Annotated in this window: 19 protein-coding genes and 2 tRNA genes; 16 read left to right on the top strand and 5 right to left on the bottom strand. The window is 43.5% G+C overall.

What is annotated here, in order from left to right:
• Window positions 1-12 precede the first annotated feature (12 nt).
• The 4 genes from AC3FZD_RS04235 (at window position 13) to AC3FZD_RS04250 (ending at window position 3,037) form a co-directional block, all read left to right on the top strand.
• Window positions 13-1,089, top strand: a complete 1,077-nt coding sequence (locus AC3FZD_RS04235) for an anthranilate phosphoribosyltransferase family protein (protein ID WP_488738934.1) — start codon at window positions 13-15, stop codon at window positions 1,087-1,089.
• Between the two features lie 2 nt (window positions 1,090-1,091).
• Window positions 1,092-2,267 (top strand): GTPase family protein, encoded by a 1,176-nt coding sequence (locus tag AC3FZD_RS04240; RefSeq protein WP_488738935.1) that lies wholly within the window; start codon window positions 1,092-1,094, stop codon window positions 2,265-2,267.
• A 127-nt stretch (window positions 2,268-2,394) separates the two neighbouring features.
• Entirely contained in the window at window positions 2,395-2,697 is a 303-nt protein-coding gene (locus AC3FZD_RS04245) for a DUF2499 domain-containing protein (protein WP_488738936.1), read from the top strand.
• Between the two features lie 40 nt (window positions 2,698-2,737).
• The gene (locus AC3FZD_RS04250) at window positions 2,738-3,037 is read left to right on the top strand and encodes a DUF3593 domain-containing protein (protein WP_488738937.1); all 300 of its coding nucleotides are present in this window, start codon (window positions 2,738-2,740) and stop codon (window positions 3,035-3,037) included.
• Between the two features lie 100 nt (window positions 3,038-3,137).
• Here AC3FZD_RS04250 and AC3FZD_RS04255 read toward each other — a convergent pair whose 3' ends face one another.
• The gene (locus AC3FZD_RS04255; RefSeq protein WP_488738938.1) at window positions 3,138-6,851 is read right to left on the bottom strand and encodes a DNA polymerase III subunit alpha; all 3,714 of its coding nucleotides are present in this window, start codon (window positions 6,849-6,851) and stop codon (window positions 3,138-3,140) included.
• Between the two features lie 131 nt (window positions 6,852-6,982).
• On the opposite strand from AC3FZD_RS04255, the gene AC3FZD_RS04260 reads away from it, so the two are divergent.
• The 4 genes from AC3FZD_RS04260 to AC3FZD_RS04275 all read left to right on the top strand — a co-directional run bounded on the left by AC3FZD_RS04260 (window position 6,983) and on the right by AC3FZD_RS04275 (window position 12,984).
• Complete coding sequence (locus tag AC3FZD_RS04260) at window positions 6,983-7,246, top strand: hypothetical protein (RefSeq protein WP_488738939.1); 264 nt, start codon at window positions 6,983-6,985, stop codon at window positions 7,244-7,246.
• Entirely contained in the window at window positions 7,243-7,677 is a 435-nt protein-coding gene (locus AC3FZD_RS04265) for a type II toxin-antitoxin system VapC family toxin (protein ID WP_488738940.1), read from the top strand. Before AC3FZD_RS04260 ends, AC3FZD_RS04265 begins: the two co-directional genes overlap by 4 nt.
• A 127-nt stretch (window positions 7,678-7,804) precedes the next feature.
• Complete coding sequence (locus AC3FZD_RS04270; RefSeq protein ID WP_488738941.1) at window positions 7,805-11,479, top strand: amino acid adenylation domain-containing protein; 3,675 nt, start codon at window positions 7,805-7,807, stop codon at window positions 11,477-11,479.
• Between the two features lie 158 nt (window positions 11,480-11,637).
• Window positions 11,638-12,984 (top strand): flippase, encoded by a 1,347-nt coding sequence (locus tag AC3FZD_RS04275; RefSeq protein ID WP_488738942.1) that lies wholly within the window; start codon window positions 11,638-11,640, stop codon window positions 12,982-12,984.
• A gap of 204 nt (window positions 12,985-13,188) precedes the next feature.
• On the opposite strand, the gene AC3FZD_RS04280 is transcribed toward AC3FZD_RS04275, so the two are convergent.
• Window positions 13,189-14,082, bottom strand: a complete 894-nt coding sequence (locus AC3FZD_RS04280) for an alpha/beta hydrolase (protein ID WP_488738943.1) — start codon at window positions 14,080-14,082, stop codon at window positions 13,189-13,191.
• A gap of 96 nt (window positions 14,083-14,178) precedes the next feature.
• Window positions 14,179-15,636 carry an Asp-tRNA(Asn)/Glu-tRNA(Gln) amidotransferase subunit GatA gene (gatA, locus tag AC3FZD_RS04285; protein WP_488738944.1) on the bottom strand — a complete coding sequence of 486 codons (1,458 nt, stop codon included), beginning with the start codon at window positions 15,634-15,636 and terminating at the stop codon, window positions 14,179-14,181.
• Window positions 15,637-16,311: 675 nt separating this feature from the next.
• Between gatA and AC3FZD_RS04290 the strand changes: the two genes are divergently transcribed.
• The 8 genes from AC3FZD_RS04290 to AC3FZD_RS04325 all read left to right on the top strand — a co-directional run bounded on the left by AC3FZD_RS04290 (window position 16,312) and on the right by AC3FZD_RS04325 (window position 20,922).
• Window positions 16,312-16,512 carry a hypothetical protein gene (locus AC3FZD_RS04290; RefSeq protein ID WP_488738945.1) on the top strand — a complete coding sequence of 67 codons (201 nt, stop codon included), beginning with the start codon at window positions 16,312-16,314 and terminating at the stop codon, window positions 16,510-16,512.
• Between the two features lie 147 nt (window positions 16,513-16,659).
• Complete coding sequence (locus AC3FZD_RS04295) at window positions 16,660-16,896, top strand: hypothetical protein (protein ID WP_488738946.1); 237 nt, start codon at window positions 16,660-16,662, stop codon at window positions 16,894-16,896.
• A gap of 213 nt (window positions 16,897-17,109) precedes the next feature.
• Window positions 17,110-17,184: transfer RNA gene (locus AC3FZD_RS04300), tRNA-Glu, on the top strand.
• Window positions 17,185-17,324: 140 nt separating this feature from the next.
• Window positions 17,325-17,396: transfer RNA gene (locus tag AC3FZD_RS04305), tRNA-Leu, on the top strand.
• A gap of 389 nt (window positions 17,397-17,785) precedes the next feature.
• The gene (locus tag AC3FZD_RS04310; protein ID WP_488738947.1) at window positions 17,786-19,225 is read left to right on the top strand and encodes a vWA domain-containing protein; all 1,440 of its coding nucleotides are present in this window, start codon (window positions 17,786-17,788) and stop codon (window positions 19,223-19,225) included.
• 526 nt (window positions 19,226-19,751) lie between these two features.
• Entirely contained in the window at window positions 19,752-19,928 is a 177-nt protein-coding gene (locus AC3FZD_RS04315) for a hypothetical protein (RefSeq protein ID WP_488738948.1), read from the top strand.
• Window positions 19,929-20,134: 206 nt separating this feature from the next.
• On the top strand, window positions 20,135-20,446 hold the full coding sequence (locus AC3FZD_RS04320; protein WP_488738949.1) for a hypothetical protein: 312 nt from the start codon (window positions 20,135-20,137) through the stop codon (window positions 20,444-20,446).
• Window positions 20,447-20,451: 5 nt separating this feature from the next.
• A complete protein-coding gene (locus AC3FZD_RS04325; RefSeq protein WP_488738950.1) occupies window positions 20,452-20,922 on the top strand; it encodes a PIN domain-containing protein in 471 nt (156 codons plus the stop codon).
• Between the two features lie 113 nt (window positions 20,923-21,035).
• Here AC3FZD_RS04325 and ybiA read toward each other — a convergent pair whose 3' ends face one another.
• Together ybiA and AC3FZD_RS04335 are read right to left on the bottom strand one after the other, a co-directional pair.
• Window positions 21,036-21,677, bottom strand: coding sequence for a riboflavin biosynthesis intermediates N-glycosidase (gene ybiA / locus AC3FZD_RS04330; RefSeq protein ID WP_488738951.1), 642 nt, complete (start codon window positions 21,675-21,677; stop codon window positions 21,036-21,038).
• A 60-nt stretch (window positions 21,678-21,737) separates the two neighbouring features.
• Window positions 21,738-22,304 (bottom strand): cysteine hydrolase family protein, encoded by a 567-nt coding sequence (locus tag AC3FZD_RS04335; RefSeq protein WP_488738952.1) that lies wholly within the window; start codon window positions 22,302-22,304, stop codon window positions 21,738-21,740.
• Window positions 22,305-22,365: the final 61 nt, after the last annotated feature.

Consider the following 22,365-nt stretch of genomic DNA (forward strand, 5'->3'; position numbering starts at 1 on the left):
AGGTAATACATTATGAGTGATTCATTCCGAGATCTGTTAAAAAAAGTAGGCAGTGGCCCCCATACGGGAAAGCTGCTTACCCGCACCGAATCAGCTCAAGCCGCACGACAAATGCTACTCCAAGAAGCGACTGCTGCTCAAATTGGGGCGTTTATGATCGCTCACCGGATGAGACGACCGACACCGGAAGAGTTAGCGGGAATTTTGGATACTTATGACGAGTTAGGGCCAAAATTACAACCCCGTCAGGAAGAGGAAAAAGCTGTAATTCTGGGAATTCCCTATGATGGGCGATCGCGCTTCATTCCTGTAAATATAATCACAGCCTTGATGCTGGTGACGGTGGGTATACCGGTCATTCTCCATGGAGGCCCTCGGATGCCGACTAAATATGGAATTCCCCTGATTAAGCTGTGGCAAGGATTAGGAGTCAATTGGGAATCTCTTTCCCTGGATCGAACTCAGGAGATTTTTAATCAAACGGGTTTAGGTTTTATTTATCTGCCTGGGCATTTCCCGGAAGCGAATAGTTTAATTCCTTACCGGGAGCAAATCGGTAAACGCCCCCCGTTTGCCACGGCTGAATTGATGTGGTGTCCCTATGCTGGGCGAGTTCATCTGATGACGGGGTATGTGCATCCTCCCACAGAAAGCCTCTTTAAACGTACATTAGCCCTCCGGGGTATTGAGGAATTGACCACTATCAAAGGGTTAGAAGGGAGTTGTGATTTACCCCTTTCGCGCACAGCTATTCTTGGGCTGAGTAGGGATGAGTCGGCTGAGGTTTCGGCAACTGAAGAGGGGGAAATTGCTCTAGAAAGACTTTGTATTAATTGTCGAAATTATAACTTAACTCCATCGGATGTCGGCTTAGACTCAGAAGAAGGGGCGATCGCCTCCTTAAAAGCAATTTTAGACCATCAACCTACCCCCCTCTTCAATTCTGCTCTCTGGAATGGGGGATTTTATCTCTGGCGCTGTGGCTATTGTGATAGTTTGGAGACAGGTTTATCGATGGCTAAAGATCTCCTGTGTGGGGACAAAATAGCTAAAACCCTGGACGATCTGCACAAAAACATTAATGATTAACAATGCATAAGTGGTTTAGGGTGAGTCAGTGGTTTAAGGTGAGTGAAGAGGAAATTGCCGAAATTCTCGATCGGGTGCGATCGGAATTACCGACAACAGAAGCGCTACTCATTGGCAAACCGCAGACGGGGAAAAGTTCAATTGTCCGGGGATTAACGGGAGTATCGGCGGAAATTGTCGGTCAAGGTTTCCGTCCCCATACCCAATATACAGAACGCTATGCTTATCCTTCGGAGGATTTACCCCTACTGATTTTTACGGATACGGTGGGGTTAGGGGATGTAGAGCAGGATACGGATCGGATGATTGAGGAATTAGCCCAGGAGTTGGCAGGGGAAACCCTGGGCGCTAAGATATTAATTTTGACGGTCAAGATTAATGATTTTGCGACCGATAGCCTGCGTCAAGTGGTGCAAAAGCTGCGTCAAAAGTATCCCCAAGTCCCCTGTTTATTAGCGATTACTTGTTTGCATGAGCTATATCCTGGGGATGTGGAGAATCACCCGCCCTATCCTCCAGAGTTCGAGTCTTTACAACAGGCAGCTTCTGCTATTGAGGAAGGATTTAAGGGCGATCGCTCCCTAGTGCCGGATCGGGTGATTTTAATTGATTTTACCCTAGAGGAAGATGGGTATACCCCTGTATTTTATGGACTCGATCGACTGCGGGATACCCTAGGGGATTTGCTGCCAGAGGCAGAGTCTCGCGCCATTTATCAGCTTTTGGATCGGGGGGTAGGTAAGCAGTTAGGCAGTCTCTATCGAGAGGTGGGACGGCGCTATATTGGGGCGTTTGCGGCGATCGCGGCAACGGTGGCAGCAGTTCCCCTCCCCTTTGCTACCATGCCTGTATTGACGGCTCTGCAAGTGTCAATGGTGGGAGTGTTGGGTAAACTTTATGGCCAAACCTTGAGCGTTTCTCAGGCAGGTGGGGTGGTCAGTGCGATCGCCGGTGGATTCTTAGCCCAAGCTGTTGGCCGAGAGTTGATCAAGTTTATTCCGGGTTTGGGTAGTGCGATCGCTGCATCTTGGGCAGCCGCTTATACCTTTGCCCTAGGGGAAAGCGCTTGTGTCTATTTTGGTGATTTAATCGGTGGCAAAAAACCCGATCCCAATAAAATTCAATCGGTGATGCGCGAAGCCTTTCAAGGGGCAAAAGAACGGTTTCAGAAGGGGTGATACAGCGCTTTGCGCTGTGATAGATTGATCGACAGTCGTTTTTAGTTCCCCTATTCCCCCATTCCCCCATTCCCCCATCTCCCCATCAAGGTAAAATAAGGTCTGGCGTTTTAGATTAAGGCAATTTATGAATGTACTATCGATCCCCACTTGGGTGATTCATGTTTCTAGTGTGATGGAGTGGATTATCGCTGTTTGGCTGGTTTGGCGTTATGGAGAACTAACCGGCGATCGCCGTTGGTTCTGGTTTTCCCTCGCCATGCTTCCCGCCCTGATCAGCGCCATGTCTGCCTGTACCTGGCATTTCTTCAACAACGATCCCAACCTCGAATGGATTGTCACCCTACAAGCTGTCATGACCGTTATCGGCAATTGTACCCTTTGTGCTGCCGGTTGGCTCCTTTGGCGACAAACCCAATCTCAAGCTTAAACCTCAACCCTACTCCCTTTTCTTCCTCCATAATATAACCATGTCTAAAGATGCCCTATTTGCAATATCCTTGTTTCCCTATTTGGGATTCCTATGGTTTATTACCCGCTCTGGACAAATGCCCCGGTTAGCCCTGATTGGCTTTTATATGACTCTAGTATTTGTCGGCGTAACGATTCCCGCCGGGATTTATGCCAAAGTCGTCTACCATGAAGCCCTAGCCAATGTGGACTGGCTTCATGGTGGTGCGGAAGTTTTCTTAAGTCTTTCCAATATTTTAATCGTGCTGGGATTTTATCAAGCCGTTAAATCTCAACTGGCAAAAGTCTCTGATAGTTAAATCAATTGTAGGGGTAGGTAAGGTGGGCAATGCCCACCCTACAAATCCAAAACCCATCGACTGTAATTTTTAATTTTTAATTTTTAATTTTTAATTGATCTTACACCCGCAAGTTTTCCAGCTCTAACGGTTTAAATTCAGCCGCCACCTGTTCTTGGCGCAATCGTCCCACCAGAGCATCCGGATCTTGAATTTGCCATTGTCGGGGCAGTTTTACCCCTTGGTAAAATTCAGAGAGATCGCCTTTAATCACAATCAGAACCGGATAAGTTTGCGTATTCCTTTGCCCAGAATACTCCTCTAATAACAACTTCAGCCGATTTGGCATCACCGGTTGAGAGGCATCTTCTGAAGAAAGACTAATCACAACCCAAGATTGGGGAACTTCAGCACCTTTACTCCCAACTTTGGGCGCAGGATTTTGGCGAATTTCCGGCTCTATCGCATTCGAGTCTATCGGCTCAACCGGTAATTCCAGCTCACCTACTGCTAACTGTTGTATCCCTTCTAAATCGACCTTTTCCGCCTCGCTTACCGTCAGTTGCGTTTGCTCATTCCACCGGCTAACTTTTCCCGTCAAAATCACCGGCACATCAGTTGCCAAATTAGTTTTCACCCGTTCATAATCATCTCCCCAAACCTTAGCTTCACTCTTCGTCGTCAAGTCTTCTAAATTCAGAATCACCATTAGCTTACCTGACTTCGTGGTAATTTCCTTAATCTCCGTAATCATAACCACGACTTTAACCGGTTTGCGACTACTTGCTTCTTCTAATTCAGCTAAAGTAATCGGTTTTGGCTCTAACATTTGAGCCAATTTAGCCACAGAATTTAGGGGATGTTCAGAGACATAAAAACCCAATAATTCCTTCTCCATTTGCAGCTTGTCCGCTAACGTAATTTCTGGCACTGGAGCAGCTTTAGGGGCAACTTCATGGGCACGACTATTGGTGTTTTGACTGCTAAAGGGAGTATTCCCCAACATATCAAATAAATTGGGCCCACTTTCGCGATCTTTCGCCCGACTATGGGCCCAAGGGACAATCTTTTCTAAATCGGCTAAAAGTTGGGCGCGATTGGGATCAAAACTATCAAATGCACCGCATTTAATTAAAGACTCTAAGGCGCGGTTATTGACTGTTCGTAAATCCACGCGATCGCACAAATCAGCCAATGCCTTAAACTCCCCTTCCTCTCTAGCTCTTAAAATACCATCAATCGCCCCTTGTCCTAAATTTTTTACCGCCGATAAGCCAAATAAAATGCTTCCCTTTTTAGTCGGTGTAAATTCTACTCCCGATCGATTAATATCTGGCGGTTCAATCGATATCCCCATCTCTCGACAATTGGCAATATATTTACCAACTTTATCCTGATCGCCACTATTAGAAGTCAGCAATGCCGCCATATATTCGACTGGATAATTCGCTTTTAGATAAGCGGTTTGGTAGGTAACATACGCATAGGCTGTGGAGTGGGATTTATTAAAGCAATATTCTGCAAACAACACCATCTGATCGAACAAATTTTCAGCAATAGTTTTATCAATACCATTTTTGGCAGCTCCATCGATGAAAATATTGCGATGCTTTTGCATTTCTGACATCTTCTTTTTCCCCATAGCGCGGCGCAGTAAGTCCGCTTCTCCTAGGGAGTAACCGGCTAAATCCTGAGCCACTTTCATGATCTGTTCTTGATAGACCAAAACCGCATAAGTTTCATTCAAGATGGGTTCTAACATTTCATGTTCATAGACAATTTTTTCTGTCCCATGTTTGCGGTTAATAAACTTGGGAATTAGACCCGCATCCAGGGGCCCCGGTCGATAGAGGGCGAGAATGGAAGAAATATCTTCAATACAAGAGGGTTTCAGCTCTCGAACCACTTGCCGCATCCCTGAAGATTCCAATTGAAAAATACCTTCTAAATCTCCTTTTTCCAGCACTTTATAGGTTTTATCGACATCTTCGGGTAATTTTTTGATCCGCAGATAAGTTTCTTGCGCTCTGCGTTCTTCAGCCGGTATATCATAGGGATCAATTTTTCGGTCATAATCTCGTTCTATATATTCCAACGCCTTTTGAATAGTAGTCAAATTTTTCAATCCCAAAAAGTCCATTTTCAGCAATCCTAAAGACTCAATATCTTCCATGGAATATTGAGTAATTACAGCTCCATCATTATTCTTTTGTAAGGGGACAATTTCATCTAACGGTTCTTTAGAAATGACCACCCCAGCAGCATGAACGCCAAAGGTTTTGTTAGTTCCTTCAATTCTCATGGCCATATCTATCCAGCGTCGAACATGGTCTTCTGTATCATATCTTTGCTTGAATTCTGGTGCAGGAGTTTGATCGGAAACCATGATTTTTAATTTTGTTGGTTTCCCCCTAGAAACAGGAATCATTTTTGCCATTTGATCCGCTTCTGCATAGGGAATATTGAGAACTCGTGCCACATCTTTAAGCACTGCTTTTGAGGTCATGCGGTTAAAGGTAATAATCTGAGCAACCCGTTCTTTACCATATTTTTCTGTTACATACTCAATGACTTGATCCCGGCGTTCAATGCAAAAGTCGGTATCAATATCCGGCATAGATTTCCGTTCTGGATTCAAAAATCGCTCGAATAAAAGTCCATGGTGAACGGGATCAATGTTAGTAATTCTTAAGGCATAGGCAACTAATGAACCGGCCGCCGATCCGCGACCTGGCCCCACGGGAATGTTATGATCTCTAGCAAATTTAATATAGTCCCAAACCACTAGAAAATAGGTGGAAAATCCCATGCGTTGGAGCATTTTGAGTTCATATTCGAGTCGCTCTTTATAAGCGGGTTTGAGTTCATCTCGACTTTTAAGTTCTAAGCGCTCTAAAAGTCCATCCCAAGCCTGTTTTTCTACATAGGTATCTGGGGTATGATCTTTGGGGATGGGATAATCTGGGATGCGGGGTTCTCCAAGAATTCCCTGATAGTGTTCGACTTTTGACGCAACTTCTAGGGTATTGGCGATTGCCTCTTGAATCACCTCATCCGGAAGATGATCCCGGAATAATAATGCCATTTCTTCAGCCGTTTTTAGATACTCCGTCCCGCTATAGCGCATCCGCTTCTCATCCGTAATTAAACTCGCAGTATTGATGCACAACAAAGCGTCATGAGCTTCGGTATCATAGCAGGAAATAAAGTGGGAATCATTGGTAGCGACCAGTTTAATCCCCAATTCTTGACCAATTTTCATCAATTCTACATTCACAATTCGGTCTTCTTGGGAGCCATGGTCTTGAATTTCTAGATAATAATCATCCTGGAATAAATTCTGATACCATTTGGCAACTTCTCGTGCTTTTTCCCGGTCTCCCATGAGGATTAATTGGGGGATTTCGCTGCCTAAACAGCCACTGGTTAAAATCAGCCCTTCGTGATATTTTTCTAGGAGTTCTTTATTGATGCAAGGACGGGCAAAAATTCCTTTACCTTGAATTCCTTGTAAATTAGATATTGTAGTTAATTTGACTAAGTTCTTGTAGCCTTGTGTGTTTTTTGTTAAAACTAATTGGTGATATTTCTTGATTTTCTTATATTTGGTTTCAATATCCCCATTAATGATATACATTTCATTACCAATAATGGGTTTGACTGGGAGGCTACGACAGGCTTTAATTAACTCGATCGCTCCATACATTACCCCATGATCCGTAATGGCGATCGCGGGCATTTGCAATTCCTGCGCTTTGCTCACCAGTTGGGCAATTTGAGATGCACCATCGAGTAAGCTATAGTCGGTGTGAATATGTAATCCTACGAAAGACATAATCTAGTCTGCCATGAAGCAACAATGAGAGTTATTATATCGTACCATTCTCAAAATCGGCTTGAGTCTTGTCACCTTAAAGATAAATGGTATAATTTAAGGATTGCTGGGTAGAAACAAGAGAGTTAACCATGAATACAAAATTAGTGGATTCCATTATCCAACTCATTGATGCACTTACCCCAGAAGAGCAGAATTTCCTGCATGAAAAAATAGACTATAAGCGCAATTGGCAGGTGACTAAAGAGCGAATACTTAAACGCAGTAAAGCCATTTGGGAACGGCAAGGAGATACATTTTCTGATTCTATTGATCAAGTATTTCATCAAATGCGAGAAGAACGAAGTCAAGAACTTTTTGAAGCCTGTTCACTTGAACAGAAGATGAAACCATGACAGATTACATTTGCATAGATGCTAATTTTGCCGTGCGTCTAGTGAATAGCAAGTCTCAGAGTGACCCCTGGATTGTGCTTTGGGAAAAATGGCAAGTAGCTGACCAAAAAATTATCGCACCCACACTCTTTTATTATGAAATAACGAATGCTATTTATCGAATGGGAAAAGCTGGACAACTAGAAGAAGATGAAGTGCAAATGGCTTTAGAAGATGTGTTTAATTTGAGGATTAGTCTCAAAGGCAATCGGCAATTGCACTGCAAAGCCGTTGAATTAGCCAAACAGTTTAATCTTCCGGCTGCTTATGATGCCCATTATCTTGCCTTGTCTGAACACTATCAAGCCCAGTTTTATACAGGAGATAAACGACTTTTTAATCAGGTTCAAAGTCAGTTTGCTCATATTGTTCTGGTTGATGGAATAAGTTGAACAGATTGGATCTCAATTGGAATAAAAATCAGCTTGAGTTTTGTCACCTTAAAGAGAAATTGAGAAAAAAGCAATTTTAGTATAAACTATAATAGCCTAAAGTAAATTGATAACACAAAAGCAAAAAATGAGTCAAATCATAGAGAGTCCACTTAACGAGTTCATAGAAAAATCTCAGTTGCTAACAGGAAAAGTTATTCAAGAAAGAGAACCCTGGAATACAGAAGTTACACCACAAGCCATCAGACATTTTGCGTATGGAATTAGCGACGATAACCCCCTATGGCTCGATCTAGAATATGCTGGAAAGAGTGATTATGGTAATCTGGTTGCACCCCCAACTTTCTTGACTTCCGTATTGTACCCGGTTCTGCATGGATATCCAATGAAATTATCCATGTCCAATTTGATTGGAGAACTAGAATATGAATGGTTTCACCCGATTTTAGTGGGAGATTCCCTAAGTGCATCGGCGAAACAAACAGGAGTTTACGAATCTAAAGATAGTCAAAATCGTCCCTTAGTTTGTATCCTCTCAGAAACAAGCTACTGGAATCAAAACCAAGAATTAGTGGGTCGAGCTAAAAGCAACTTAGTTTGGGCTGCACGGACAGAAAACGATCTTTTAGTCAATCGTTCGATTTACCAATATTCAGAGGAAGAATTGGCGGTAATTCGTGAAGCCTTAGATGGGGAAAATCGAAGGGGCGATCGCGTATTATGGGGAGAAGATGTCGAAAATAATACCAAACTCCCGCCCTTAATTCGCGGCCCTTTAACTGTAGGCGATTTAATTTGTTGGCAAGCAGCAATTGGCCCCTCTTATCGTCCAGGATCTTTAGGATATCGCGATACTCTCAAAACGCCTCATACTGCGGTTAAAAATCCGATAACAGGCTGGTCAATCAAAAATTCTCAGCACCATGAAGATTTTCTCTTAGCCAAACAACGGGGAATGCCCGCACCCTTTGATAATAGCGTGATGCGCTTTGCTTGGCTATCTCCTTTGTTAACCAACTGGATGGGCGATCGCGGACAGCTCAAGCGCTTATCCGTACAAACGATCGCTCCCGTTTTATATGGGGATACGATTTGGTATGAAGGAACAGTAATTAAAAAAACAGCCTCCGAATCGGGAATTGTCGCCAAAGTCAAAATTACAGGCACAAATCAACTCGGAGAACTAACCACCACAGGAGAAGCAGAAGTTTTACTTCCCTGTCGAACCCAGACACCTCAAGAGAGTCCGGTTGAATTTATTGCCCCCAAATCTTATCCCGAAGAACCCTGTTTTCATCAGTTAATCGAAGCGCAAGTCGAACAAAGACCAGAAGCAATCGCCTTAGTTGACTCCCACCGACAGCTCACTTATCGAGAACTCAATCAGCAAGCCAACCAACTAGCCCATTATCTCAAGCAATTTCAACTCAAACCCAATACTCTCATCGGCATTTGCCTAGACCGCTCTTGCGAATTTGCGATCGCCATTCTGGCCATTCTCAAAGCAGGGAGCGGTTATTTACCCCTAGACCCTGACTATCCGGCAGAGCGTTTAGCATTTATGTTAAAAGATGCCCAAGTTCCAGTTGTCATTACTCGAAAAGAACTCGAAAAAATTACCTCTGAATCAGATATAAGGCTTATTTATCTAGACTTAAACCAGTCAGAAATCAGCCAACAAAATATAGAAAACCCAGCCGATCAAGTCAGCTCCAATCATCTAGCTTATGCCGTCTATACATCTGGCTCCACAGGTCAACCCAAAGCCGTTTGTATTCCGCACTATAGCTTATCGTCTTATATGCGCTCCATCGTCTTGCCTTTGGGAATTGAACCAAGGGATAAATACTTACATACGGCTTCTTTTGCCTTTTCAGCAGGAGTCAGGCAAACCCTTTTACCCTTATTTCTAGGCGCAACATTAGTCATCGCCGATCGGCAACAGCGACAAGATCCTGTACAGCTTTTCCAACTCATTAAAAATACCCAAGTAACCATCTGGGATACCGTGCCAACCATCTGGCGATTCTGTATTGATTTTTTGCAAGAAATAGAAAGTCAAGTAAGATTTGAGTTACTGAATAATTCCTTGCGATTAATTTTAGTAACCGGAGAACCCCTGGCTTGGAATATTCCCCAAGATTGGCATTATCAACTGCAACACAATGCCCAAATGATTAATCTGTATTCCCAATCCGAGACAACCGGAACAGTCAGTTATTATCTCATTCCTGAAGAATTCCAAGATAAAACCGGAATTGTCCCTTTAGGAAAGCCTGTTGAAGATACAAAAATTTTCTTGCTCGATGAACAATTAAATTTCGTAACGGAGGGAGAAATTGGTGAACTCTGCGTGGCCGGAAAACGTCAAGTATGCAGTTATCTCAATCGTCCAGAATTAACCAGAAAGAAATTTATTCTTAACCCCTTTGCAGGAATTCCTCACCTTTATAAAACAGGGGATTTAGCCCGTTATTCGCCAGAGGGAATATTAGAGTTTGTTGGCAGGAGCGATCGCCGGATCAAAATTAGAGGATTTCGAGTTGAACTCGAAGGAATAGAAGCAACTCTAAATCAGCATCCAGAGGTCAAAGAAACAGTAGTCATTGCCAGAGATGATTTACCCAAAGATAATAGTTTAGTAGCTTATATTGCCCCTAACCACCATGGGTTAAATCCAGCAGAATCCAATCAACTGCAAAAACAACTTCGCAATTTTATCGCACAAAAACTGCCCGAATATGCTCTGCCAAACTTCTTTGTATTCTTAGATAGTTTACCCCGCAATCCTAACGGTAAATTAGAGCGACGGAATCTACCTTCTCCCCAATCATTAACCCGTCAAAAAGACAACTTTATTGCTCCGCGTGATGAATTAGAATTAGAATTAACCAAGATCTGGGAAAGCATTTTAGACATTCAACCTATCGGCATCCAAGATGACTTTTTTGCCTTGGGCGGTCATTCTCTTTTAGCCGTGCGCTTATTTGCCAAAATTGAGCAAGTCTTTAACCACAATTTACCCCTATCTATTCTTTTTGATGCTCCGACTATTGAGGAACTCGCTAATCTTTTACGTCAGGAAGGATGGTCAGCAACTTGGTCATCATTAGTGGCCATTAAGCCCCAAGGATCGAAACCTCCTTTATTCTGCGTTCATGGGGTGGGTGGTAATATTTTGTCTTATCGGAATTTGGCCCATTATCTCCCTTCAGATTTACCCGTTTATGCTCTGCAAGCCCTAGGGTTAGATGGAAAAAAACCTTATTTAACTACAATTGAAGCCATGGCAGAACATTATCTCACAGAAATTCAGTCTGTGCAACCAGAAGGGCCTTACTTTTTGCTGGCCCATTCTTTTGGCGGAAAAGTCATTTTTGAAATGGCGCAGCAACTCCATAAACAAGGTCAAAATATTGCCTTATTAGCTTTGTTAGATTCTTCCTCCCCTGAAGAAAAATTTATTCCTCTCTCTCCCGCAGAAGAACACCAGCGCAAAGAAAAGTTTATTAGTCAACTGCCCCCTTGGTCACAAGAACCCGCAATTTTACCTTTGATTGAGGTTTTATACCAAGCAAAACGCCAATATGAAGCCAAGCCTTATCCGGGGAAAGTGGTTTATTTTAAGGCCAAAGAAGAACAGTCAAGAAAGACCGATTTGTTTATCGCAAACTGGCGAAAATTCGCTCAAGAGGGCTTAGATTGTTATGAAGTCAGTGGAGATCATTGGTCTATGCTTGAAGAACCTCATGTTCAAGATTTGGCTAAACAAATAGAATTTTGTTTAGATTTTGTGCTATAATTCCCTCGATTAAAGGCAGAATTCAGTCCCCAAAATAGATCAAATCAACTTAATGTATGCACGCAATTTTATCCCTGAAAACAACCCCCATTAATTGCTCCTCTAAGGTGGAATTCGTTTAGACGCGAAAACTGAGAAATTATGACAACGTATTTTGCATGACTCAAACTTCCCTGGCTCAAACGGAAAATAGCGTTAAAATTATCACCCTCGCCAAGAGTAGCGTTATTGCTTTGGCTTTACAATTTGTGGGGTTGACTCTGGCTTACCTGGTTCAAGTTTTTCTGGCTCGCTGGATGGGAAAAACTGAATATGGTATCTACGAATATGTGATCACTTGGTCTTTATTATTAGCTGTACCTGCAAGCCTGGGTTTACCCCGCGCTGTCGTTCGTTTCATTAATGAATACCGGGTGAAGCAGGAGTGGGGACTTCTGCGGGGACTGGTACTGGGGAGTTGGCAACTCACGTTAGGTATGGGTTTGTTTTTGGGTTTGTTGGGTACGGGATTAATTTTTGGGGTTAACCATTACTATCACTTTTCTTATGCTCCGGTTTTACTGATTGGTATTTGGCTGGTTCCCTTGCAAGGGTTAGTTTTATTGCAAGAAGATATGGCTAGGGGGGCGGAAAATATTATTCTCGCTTATACTCCCACCAAAGTCGTTTGGCCAATACTGGTACTGATTGGGGGGTTTCTGCTCTGGCACGATCGCCATTTTCTGGGCAGTATCTCGATGACTGAGGTAGCTTTGGCGACACTGCTGGGAGCGATCGCCCTCCAAGGGTGTCTGGTATGGTTCAAATTTCATGGCGAAATCATCCCCACCGATCCCATCTATACCCCTAGGGCTTGGTTAAAAGTTTCCCTACCCCTCCTGCTTTATCGTGCCTTCCGAGAACTGCTGGTGCAAACGGATATTTTGATGTTGGGTTCCTTTATTGGTGCTGCTGCCGTCGGTATCTATAGCCCCGCTTCCAAAACTGCCCTCTGGGTGAGTTTTGTCTTGCAAGCCATTAACCTTGTCGTTGCTCCCGCTTTTGCCATTCTCCATACCCAAGGCGATCGAGCAGAACTACAAAAAGTCATTTCTACCGTTACAATTTGGATTTTCTGGTCATCAATAACCATCGGAATTATTTTAATCATTTTTGCCAAACCCCTGCTGGCAATTTTTGGCCCCGAATTTACCGAAGCCCATTGGGCCTTAAAAATTCTGGTTATCGGACAGTTGGTTAATGCTTTATCAGGTTCAGTGGGCAATTTATTATCGATGACGGGCTATCAAAATCAATTAATGCTGGTTTCGGGTTGTATTGCTTTCATGAATTTGATTCTCAATGCAGTTGCTATTCCGCTCTGGGGCATTGTGGGAGCCGCCTTAACCACTGCTTTAACCCTCAGTATTTGGAATATCTGGCTGGCGATAATCGTGATTCGCAATTTAGAAGTTAATCCTACTGTTTTTTCGACTTGGTTTCCTGGAAAAGCGGCGACTCGATAACCTCAAAAAACTGTAGGGGCAAATGGCAGCTCACCCCTACAATTACAGCAGTTTTCGCTGCTATGCGGTACATTTCGATCCCCCTAAATCCCCCTTAAAAAGGGGGACTTTTACTGCCCCCCTTTTTAAGGGGGGGTTGGGGGGATCTTTTCCGACTGTACCTCATTACCGCGCGAAGCGCTGTATGTCTCATTGCCAAACCAATCAACTATATTTGCTGGGACTCAGATAATATCCTGGAACAGGAAAAGCAGGCATTTCTACAAATTCGCGAACGGTTTTAAAGTATTCTTCCCCTGCTAAGGGGGCAACGGTGCTATGAGCGCCAGGGGGAAAGAGCCAGAGTTTTTTGGGTTCAGGCGCAGCCGCAAAAAGTTCTTCACTCATAAAGGGGGGAACATCAGTATCTTGCAGTCCATGAATAAAGAGGGTGGGCATTTTTAAGTGGGGCACTTTAGACAGGGAGTTAAACTGATTTTTCAGTAAGAGATCGATGGGTAAGAGGTTGAGTAAAGGATAGCGATAATCGCCCATACGCCGCAGGGAAGTAAACGATCCTTCAATGATTAAATGGGAAATTTGGGGGTGTTTAGTGGCTAATTCGATGGCGATCGCGCCCCCTAGGGAATGACCATACACCACAATCTGCTCTGGGGCTATCCCCCGCTCGTTAACCAGGTATTGCCAGATGGTTTCTGTGTCTTCATAAATCTGTTTTTCCGTGGGAAATTCTCCCTTAGATTGTCCGTATCCTCGATAATCGAAGAGGAAAACGGAAAACCCTAAATGGTAAAATCGCCCGGAGTGATACACATTCTCGCCAATGTTATCGGAGTTCCCATGGAGATAGAGCAGTACGCGGTTACTCGCAGAATTGGCAATCCACCAGCCATGTAACTTAACTCCCGGTTCCACGGACTCCACCCAAACCTCTTCGTAGTTTAATCCGATATGGGCTGGGGTGCGGGTAATTTCTTCTACGGGGAAAAAAATTAACCGGGTTTGGGTAGTCGAAAAATACCAACATAGGGTTCCATAGGCGATCGCCAAACCAGCCAAGACAATCCATAACCCTTGATGCAATAAGGCCATCAACATGATTTTAGGGGGAATAACAACAAACAAAGAGCAACCCCGTGGCTATCTGTTCTCTTAATTGTAAAGAAAAAGAACCCAACCCCGGAGTTGTCTGGATTACAGAGAGGGTTGTTCTAAATGCCAGCTTGTGGTTTGCTCGTAGGCATGGGCAACTTGCAGTAACAAATCTTCCCGCAAAACATCTCCAATCAGTTGCAGTCCAATGGGTAGTCCTTGTTGATCGAATCCACAGGGAAGGCTTAAGCCTGGCAAACCGGCTAAATTGACAGGAATAGTCATTAAATCTGAGAGATACATACTAATTGGATCTTGGGTTTTTTCACCTGCCTTAAATGCGGTGGTGGGAGCAGTGGGGGAAACTAATAAATCAACCGCAGCGAATGCTTTTTCAAAGTCCTGTTTAATTAAGGTGCGTACCTTTTGGGCTTTGAGATAATAGGCATCATAATAACCCGCAGATAGGGCATAGGTTCCGATCATAATCCGCCGTTTGACTTCTGGGCCAAATCCTTGGGCGCGGGTTTGTTGATACATCGAAAGCAGATTATCCCCTTCTGGGGCGCGGAATCCATATTTTACACCATCATAGCGGGCTAAGTTGGCGGAGGCTTCGGATGGGGCGATAATGTAATAGGCGGGTAAGCCATAGCGGAAGTTGGGACAAGACACCGTTTGAATTTCTGCGCCTAAATCTTGTAAATGGCTAATGGCTTTTTTGACGGCTTCATCGACTTCCGGATCGAGTCCTGCGCCAAAGGTTTCGGTGATGATGCCAATTCTTAACCGCCCTTTGGATCTGAGGTTAGGCTTGAGTAAATCGGCATAATGGGGGATTTTCACATTCAGACTGGTGGAGTCTTTGGGATCATAACCGGCGATCGCCTCTAAGACAATAGCTGCATCTTCTACGGTGCGCCCAAAAGGCCCGATTTGATCCAGGGATGAAGCATAAGCCACCAACCCATACCGGGACACTAACCCATAGGTCGGTTTTAAGCCGACAATGCCGCAAAACGAAGCCGGAAGGCGAATCGAACCCCCAGTATCCGATCCGAGGGCTACAGGGCATTCTAAGCCAGCTACAGCCGCCGCCGAACCCCCCGATGAACCCCCCGGAACGCGGCTTAAATCCCAAGGGTTGGCAGTGAGTTGATAGGCAGAGGTTTCTGTGGAGCTACCCATGGCGAACTCATCCAGGTTGGTTTTACCCACAATCACCGCTCCTGCATCCTTGAGCTTTTGGGTAACCGTGGATTCATAGGGGGGGATGAAGTTCTGGAGAATCTTGGAGGCACAGGTAGTGGGCACTCCAGGGGTACACATATTATCTTTAATGGCGATCGGAATTCCCGTCAACGGCCCGATCTTTTCTCCGGCTGCTATTTTCTCATCAACAGCTTGCGCTTGGGCTAACGCCTGTTCCCCCATCACTGCTAAGAAACTATGGAGCTTCGGTTCTAGGGTTTCGATGCGATCGAGAGCCTCTTGGGCCAATTCTACAGCCGATCGCTTTTTAGTCACAAGCTGTTGATGCAACTCGCGGATGGATGCCATGCTTCTACCTTCTTTATTTGCGATTGAGCGTTTTAAATCCTACCAAGATAGGGGGATGGGGGGATAGGGGAATGGGGAGGATAGGGAAAATGAAAGGGCTAAAAATCATTAATTTTTAATTTTTAATCGCCTCCACTCGCAAACGGCAATAGTCGGCAAACCAGGTATTCTCTTGATAAAGATGGGGGCGTAAAGTCCTTTCAACGCTATTCCAAGTTTGATTCATGGATGTTGACCTTGGGTAATCCGGTCTATTGATTGTAATACAAACTCCTTACAACCGTTATGCAGAGACAGTTACAACCTAAATCATATCGCGATGCAAAAAAAGTTTTGCCATCCCCCTTGACAATCTTGTATTACGTTATGTAGTATGGTGAATGTGGAGGGCAAGGAAGTCAGAGGTGTCTCACCCAAACCCTCCCAGTTGAACCTAGAAAATTGAATAAGAGGAACTTTTTTAAGGGTTAGTTAATAACGGTTTAGGAGTTAGAAACAGTGTTTCTATCATATCATCGACTGTGGAAAACAGTCAACAGCGATCCACCCAAGGAGTCAAACTCTAAGGATCAAAAGGGTAAACCTTCTCTAGATTTGCCCGACAAGACTCAACTTACATCCATTTACTTTTTAGAACGTCGCTCTTTTTTATAATCTCTCAAAGGAGGTGTCAAGATGGTACATATTCGCTTTGAAGGACGCTCCTACGATATAACCGAAACCCAACTAGAAATTAACGCCAGCATGAATGATACCGTCCTCAAAGATCGAATTGCACAGCATCTTGATGTTGGAGTTTATCGCTTAAATGATTATGTTATCGATCGCCGCCCTAGTGGTGACATTATTATCCGTCCTGAAGCGGTTTATGGGTAAAGCTTAACCTCTCCCTTTCATGTCCGCTTTGCGGAAAATCCCTCTCCCACGGGAAAGGGGCTGGGGGATGAGGGGAAATTTAACGCTCTACTCCTACTCCGCACTTGAGGAGAATCTAATCCCAAACCCTAACCAGAGAGGTGAACCATGAAAGCACCAAACTGTAACGAAATTTGTCCTTGGGTTCGCAATACCCAAAATCCAGATCACTATATTTGCCTCAAGTGCGGCCAAGAGCGTTTTTTGAATGAAATCAAATCAAATAAACCCCCATTAGGGTTACTGGTTTTGATGCTAATGGCGATTATTTTCACGGTCTTTGTTCAAGAAGGAAAAACACCCCAACAAATCGCGCCCCAATTGGACGCACTCAGCACTCCTTAAAAGGCAAGATTTCGAGAGACCCACTGTACCGTATCCTAACCGGTTCAGCATACATAAATGTCTCTGAAAAAGACAGTGTAGGTTCGATTCCTACCATCCGCCCTTCATCTTGGCGGATGTGGCTCAATGGTAGAGCAACAAAATCTAGCTGAATTGACTTGTACGGTACAGCCTTAAGGAATAGATTCACACCGCGCCCTAACTCAAAAAGCTTACATATTAGCTCATTGGTAGAGCATTCGACTCTCAATCGATTGGTAGCAGGTTCAACTCCTGTATGTGTGCCCAACGCTTTTTGTGACTTGCGCGGTGTGACCTTTATTCCTAACCCTTTTGCAGGGTTACAAAATACAAAACTTATGCATTAGTGTAATCGATTTTTCTGGGTTCTGTGTAACGTCATTTCGCGCCCTCACTCATCAAGCTTACATACTCGCCAAATGGAAAAGGCACTTGATTTAGGCTCAAGCACATGCGGGTTCAAATCCCGTGTATGACCAAACAGCTTTTTGAACTTGCGCGAAATGACCTTTTTTTTATAGCCCTACGCGCTGGTAATGGGTAATGGCCAAATCATTTTTAATTTTTTCGGCTGTCGCCGACATGAAAATTTTTAATTTTTATTGACCCCGCGCCCTAATCTCAATCGCCTACATACTCTCAACCAAGCTAACCGGTGCGTACTTGAGTTGTACGCTGCGAGCCTGAGCCGATATTAGCAGGCATAAACGGCGATCGCAACTTGCGCGGTAATCTTGCCCTCTCCCTAAATCCCTCTCCCGTAGGAGAGGGACTTCTCTCCCCTTCTCCTGTGGGAGAAGGGGTTGGGGGATGAGGGCTTTATACGAATTCTCTATAAAAGTTTGTCTTATATCCCTAGGAGAGAAACATGGTAAATGTAAAAGATGCAGAGCAAGATCTGCGTTTGGAGATGCTCAACTCCTTGCTCACCACTCCCCACCGGAAATTGCAAGAAGTGGCTGAACTCCATGACCTTTTGGTACAACTTGACCCGATTTTTTACGGTCACTTGGCCGTATGGTATCAGCACAATGGGGATGTGCGCGACCATAAGGAAGTGTTTGTGGGTTCTTTGCTCACTAGCCCACTTCCCGAACACCGTAGCGCCGGTTTTGTGATGTTGCAAGAGTTCCCCCCTTACCAAGTGGCGCGGGTGGTGGACTTCATGAAGCAATATCAAAAGAAAGTGCCTCGGTGTGCGCGGACGGCTGTGACTCGCTATCTGCAAAAGCGGGAAGGAAACCCGAAACTGTTTGACCGGGCGGCTTTGCGGGGTCGCAAGGCGATGAAGCATCTGTATGCTACATTGCACATTAAGCCCAATGAACGGGCGAATGCGGTGTTGTTTAAGGATAATCCGCCAGAGGATAGTTTGGCGTTTGCGCTCAAGCAAGTGGCAAAAGCGCCGACTCCCGCAGAGCAAGCGCAACTGATTGTGAAGCATGGTATTCCCTATACCATTGCCATTGGTGCGGTAAAACAAGTTACACCGACGGTGTTGGTGGCGCTGATTCATGCTATGTCGCCTCAAGAGGTGATTAATAACCTGAACTCCTTGAAACAACGAGGAGCGATGGATCATCCGGAGGTGAAGGCGCTGATTGATGAGAAGCTCGAAGCGGCTCAAAAGGCGAATCGGGTTTCGGCACTGAAGGCGCAGGTGGCATCGAATGCGACAGAACTGGATGCGGAAACCGTTGGGAAGTTGGAGGCGATCGCCAACACCCAAGTAAAAAAACGGGGCAGCATTGTTAAATCTACGGCTTTGCTGGTGGATAAATCTGGTTCTATGCATTCGGCGATCGAAGTCGGTAAGCAGCTTTCTGCTTTGATTTCCGGCATTGCCACGGCTGATTTGTTTGTCTGGGCTTTTGATACCATGCCCTATGAGGTCAAAGCGCAAGGTAAAGAACTCACCGACTGGGAAAAAGCCTTTAAGCACATTAACGCTGGAGGTGGAACCAGTATCGGTTGTGCAGTGGAAGCCATGCGGCGCAACCGTCAACGGGTCGAACAAATCATCTTGGTGACTGACGAAGGAGAAAATAGCCATCCTTACTTTGTGGATGCTTTAGACACCTATCGTCAAGCTCTAGAGATTCTCCCCAATGTAATCATTGTGCGGGTGAACTCTAGCTATGATTTCGTAGAAGCGCAGTTGAAGAAAAAGCAGTTTCCCGTAGAAACCTTTAACTTCAAAGGGGACTACTACTCTCTGCCCAACTTAGTGCCTCTATTGTCTCGTCCCTCTCGTTTGGAGCTGTTGATGGAAATTCTGGAAACCGCTCTACCCGTAAGGCAAGACTAACTTAAAACCTCCTCATTCACTGGGGAGGTTTTTCTGTGTCGTTATAATTTTTTATAATATTTAATTCCCGTCGCCTATTTGAGATTACGGCTCTCAAATATCCATAAAGACCTTGATAGGAGATGCAAATAGCGATGGCTCCAGGCAGTGTAAATGTCCCTGCTAAAGCTACGATCAAAATCTGAACTAAAATTAGGATGAAAAAATCTGTCTGCGATCTGAAATAGATGGGTAAACCTATGCAACCGGTCAAAAGACCAATCACCAAAGCCCGATTGGGTGATACTCTTATCTTCAAAGGAGGTAAACGGTCGAGAAGTTCTAGCAAATTCATCATAAAGCGAACCTACACTAGGTGTACACATTGATGATCATACTATACATGCTATTAGGGAAGAAATCGCTACAATTATGGAGATTGTCGAGATTGCGAATGGAACGCAGTGGAATGAAGCAATCACATAGTGTAACTGATTATTCGGACTTAATATTACAATAAAACCCAGACCGATTGTTTTGAGAGCTTATGGCAACCATCACCTTAGAAGTTCCCGACGAACTCGTTCCCCATCTCAATGCTTTAGGCGATCGCCTTCCCACTGTACTACAACAATGCTTACAAGCCCCACTCCCTAACCACATTTACAGCGTTTTGCGGGGTAATGAGGTACAGCAAAAAAAGATCCCCCCTTGCCCCCCTTAAAAAGGGGGGAATAGGAAAGTCCCCCTTTTTAAGGGGGATTCAGGGGGATCTAGATGTACCGCATAGCAGCGAAAATTGCTGTATCACTATATCCTCAAGTTCCTTTCATTGAGGCGAACAGAGCTGGGGAAGATCTCTGAGGTTCGTGGTAGGATTAGGAAAACAATAAAAAATCTCAATTCCCCTAAAGTATTGAAAAGTGTAACATGAAAGCAATTACAGCAAGCGGAAAAATTGATCAATCAGGTCAATTATCTTTAGATGACCCAATTCAAGAGACTCTACCGAAACGAGTGCGAGTCATTATTGTTTTTGAAGAAACTGAGGAAGAAGCCAATCAACTTTGGGGGGAAATTGGTGAATATCAAGCCATTCCGATAATCCCATCCCAACAATTACAACAAGAATTAAAGCAAGACTTGACAGAATCTGGTTACGATTCAAGAGAGAAAATCATCCAACTGATTCAGGACGTTAAACAGGAAATCTATCAAGAGCGTCAAGATAAACGACTGTAGATAATATGAGTTTTATTCCTCAAGTCATTTTCCTCGATACTAATGTTTATCTGATTGGAGCAACTGAACCCAAGAGTCCTGAAGGTATTATTCTTCGATGGTTAGGCTGGGAATCGAGAAATAGTAATTCGGTTACTGTAGTAATTTCTGAAGAATTAATTGAGCAAATTTCTAGAGTTGCAAAACGTTTAAGAAATAAAGATTGGAGTGGGGAAATTATTGGACGGATTTGGCAAAATTTGAAAGTTTGTTATGTTCAGATTAATGATACAGAGTATGCTGAGATTGAAGCGGTGGGAACGATCCCCCGTGAAGATATTGGCGTTTATTTAACAGCTAAATCTGGTCAATCTCAATGTTTTATATCTGCCAATCATAAACTGATTAAAGTATTGGCCCAAGAAACCGGAGAATTTGAATGTTTAATTCCATCTGAATTTGTGAATCAGTATCTCTCTCACCTTAGAAGTTCCTGACGAACTCATTCCCCATCTTAATGCTTTAGGCGATCGCCTTCCCACTGTACTACAACAATGCTTACAAGCCCCACTCCCTAACCACATTTATCACTATATCCTCAACTTCCTGGCTAGTCGTCCGACTCCCGAACAAATTGCAGACTTCCGGCCGACTCCAGAAATGTGCGATCGCCTTCCTTTTGTATCAAATCTTCTCTAAGCTTAGTCAGTATCAACCCCATCCAATTTTTTCCTGGCCACTGACTGATATTAAAAATTCTAGGGTCATTTTTATCCAATCCCACGCTCCATTTTTGATCGAAACGGTAAGCCTCCACCAGCAAAGTTCCACGAGTTTTCAGTAATAGATCCAATAGATGTTTATGCTGTAAAAACTTGGCTTGATTTCCTCTATAAACAATCTGTTGACAGTATTTTCTCCAGGTAGGACTATCAAAGTTTTGAACCATTCTCCCTAATTTCTGTTGGTGTTCAGGATACTCGGCAGCCATTATGCTTTTAGCTATTTGAATATCACCAAACAATAGAGCTTTCTGGTACATCATAAATTGTTCAGCACAGTTATATGTGATGCCATTTAGAGTAAAAGGCAGAAGATACCACTGCGAAAAAGGCGACTTAGCGTCTACAAAAAAAGTAAAGCCTTTATAAGAATAAATTTCAGTTTGATCAAAACCTGAAGTATTTTTAATATCAATATTTTTTTCGGAAATCAACTCATGAATTTCAACTTTTTGTCCTTCCTGGTTCATATTTTCACCTCAAATTTTCTAAATTTTTGCATCTTTACCTTTAAGTATTTCAACTGCCAGTTACTGATCATTTATAACTATCCCATATTTATCAAAAAAATGCTTTTTCACATCCAGAATAACTTGATTACGCCCTATAAATTTTGGCATTAACTTTAAGGCAGTCTCATGAGCAACTTGCCCTGAGCAGCTCCTACAGAATTCTGCAAGAACAAATGGACGGAATTTTAGCTCAAACGCATCAACTGCTGTTTTCAAAATACAAACATCAGTCTCTAAACCTAAAATATAAATTTCATTTATTCCATTGTCTTTTAGCTGATCAATTAAATTATTGTTTTTAACAAATGGGCTATAACTTTTCTTTACTAAAAAGGGAATTTCTAATTCCCTTAAAATACTGGGAATATCAGTTTCTGATGGTGAAGACATTTTATCCCAAGACATCCACTCCCTAAACGGGCTATTTACTTCATTTATAAATTTTATAAAAAACTGCGTCTTAAACTCCACTTGAGATAAAAACTTACTTATTAAGATGGGCAGATCTTGCGTATATTCGTTGATGAAACCATTTTGGACATCAACAATAAATAATGCAGCATTTGGTTCAATATAGTATTTCATTGAAAGCTTAGATTGTACTTGATAACTACCTTATCAGCTTGACTTATACCCGGAACTTGCA

The sequence above is a fragment of the Roseofilum sp. KMC-1 genome, assembly GCF_057802075.1.

Excerpts from the sequence above, each read along its gene's own strand:
- AC3FZD_RS04235 (WP_488738934.1), top strand. The coding sequence starts at position 13 with ATGAGTGATTCATTCCGAGATCTGTTAAAAAAAGTAGGCAGTGGCCCC.
- AC3FZD_RS04240 (WP_488738935.1), top strand. The coding sequence starts at position 1,092 with ATGCATAAGTGGTTTAGGGTGAGTCAGTGGTTTAAGGTGAGTGAAGAG.
- AC3FZD_RS04245 (WP_488738936.1), top strand. The coding sequence starts at position 2,395 with ATGAATGTACTATCGATCCCCACTTGGGTGATTCATGTTTCTAGTGTG.
- AC3FZD_RS04250 (WP_488738937.1), top strand. The coding sequence starts at position 2,738 with ATGTCTAAAGATGCCCTATTTGCAATATCCTTGTTTCCCTATTTGGGA.
- AC3FZD_RS04255 (WP_488738938.1), bottom strand. The coding sequence starts at position 6,851 with ATGTCTTTCGTAGGATTACATATTCACACCGACTATAGCTTACTCGAT.
- AC3FZD_RS04260 (WP_488738939.1), top strand. The coding sequence starts at position 6,983 with ATGAATACAAAATTAGTGGATTCCATTATCCAACTCATTGATGCACTT.
- AC3FZD_RS04265 (WP_488738940.1), top strand. The coding sequence starts at position 7,243 with ATGACAGATTACATTTGCATAGATGCTAATTTTGCCGTGCGTCTAGTG.
- AC3FZD_RS04270 (WP_488738941.1), top strand. The coding sequence starts at position 7,805 with ATGAGTCAAATCATAGAGAGTCCACTTAACGAGTTCATAGAAAAATCT.
- AC3FZD_RS04275 (WP_488738942.1), top strand. The coding sequence starts at position 11,638 with ATGACTCAAACTTCCCTGGCTCAAACGGAAAATAGCGTTAAAATTATC.
- AC3FZD_RS04280 (WP_488738943.1), bottom strand. The coding sequence starts at position 14,082 with ATGTTGATGGCCTTATTGCATCAAGGGTTATGGATTGTCTTGGCTGGT.
- gatA (WP_488738944.1), bottom strand. The coding sequence starts at position 15,636 with ATGGCATCCATCCGCGAGTTGCATCAACAGCTTGTGACTAAAAAGCGA.
- AC3FZD_RS04290 (WP_488738945.1), top strand. The coding sequence starts at position 16,312 with ATGGTACATATTCGCTTTGAAGGACGCTCCTACGATATAACCGAAACC.
- AC3FZD_RS04295 (WP_488738946.1), top strand. The coding sequence starts at position 16,660 with ATGAAAGCACCAAACTGTAACGAAATTTGTCCTTGGGTTCGCAATACC.
- AC3FZD_RS04310 (WP_488738947.1), top strand. The coding sequence starts at position 17,786 with ATGGTAAATGTAAAAGATGCAGAGCAAGATCTGCGTTTGGAGATGCTC.
- AC3FZD_RS04315 (WP_488738948.1), top strand. The coding sequence starts at position 19,752 with ATGGCAACCATCACCTTAGAAGTTCCCGACGAACTCGTTCCCCATCTC.
- AC3FZD_RS04320 (WP_488738949.1), top strand. The coding sequence starts at position 20,135 with ATGAAAGCAATTACAGCAAGCGGAAAAATTGATCAATCAGGTCAATTA.
- AC3FZD_RS04325 (WP_488738950.1), top strand. The coding sequence starts at position 20,452 with ATGAGTTTTATTCCTCAAGTCATTTTCCTCGATACTAATGTTTATCTG.
- ybiA (WP_488738951.1), bottom strand. The coding sequence starts at position 21,677 with ATGAACCAGGAAGGACAAAAAGTTGAAATTCATGAGTTGATTTCCGAA.
- AC3FZD_RS04335 (WP_488738952.1), bottom strand. The coding sequence starts at position 22,304 with ATGAAATACTATATTGAACCAAATGCTGCATTATTTATTGTTGATGTC.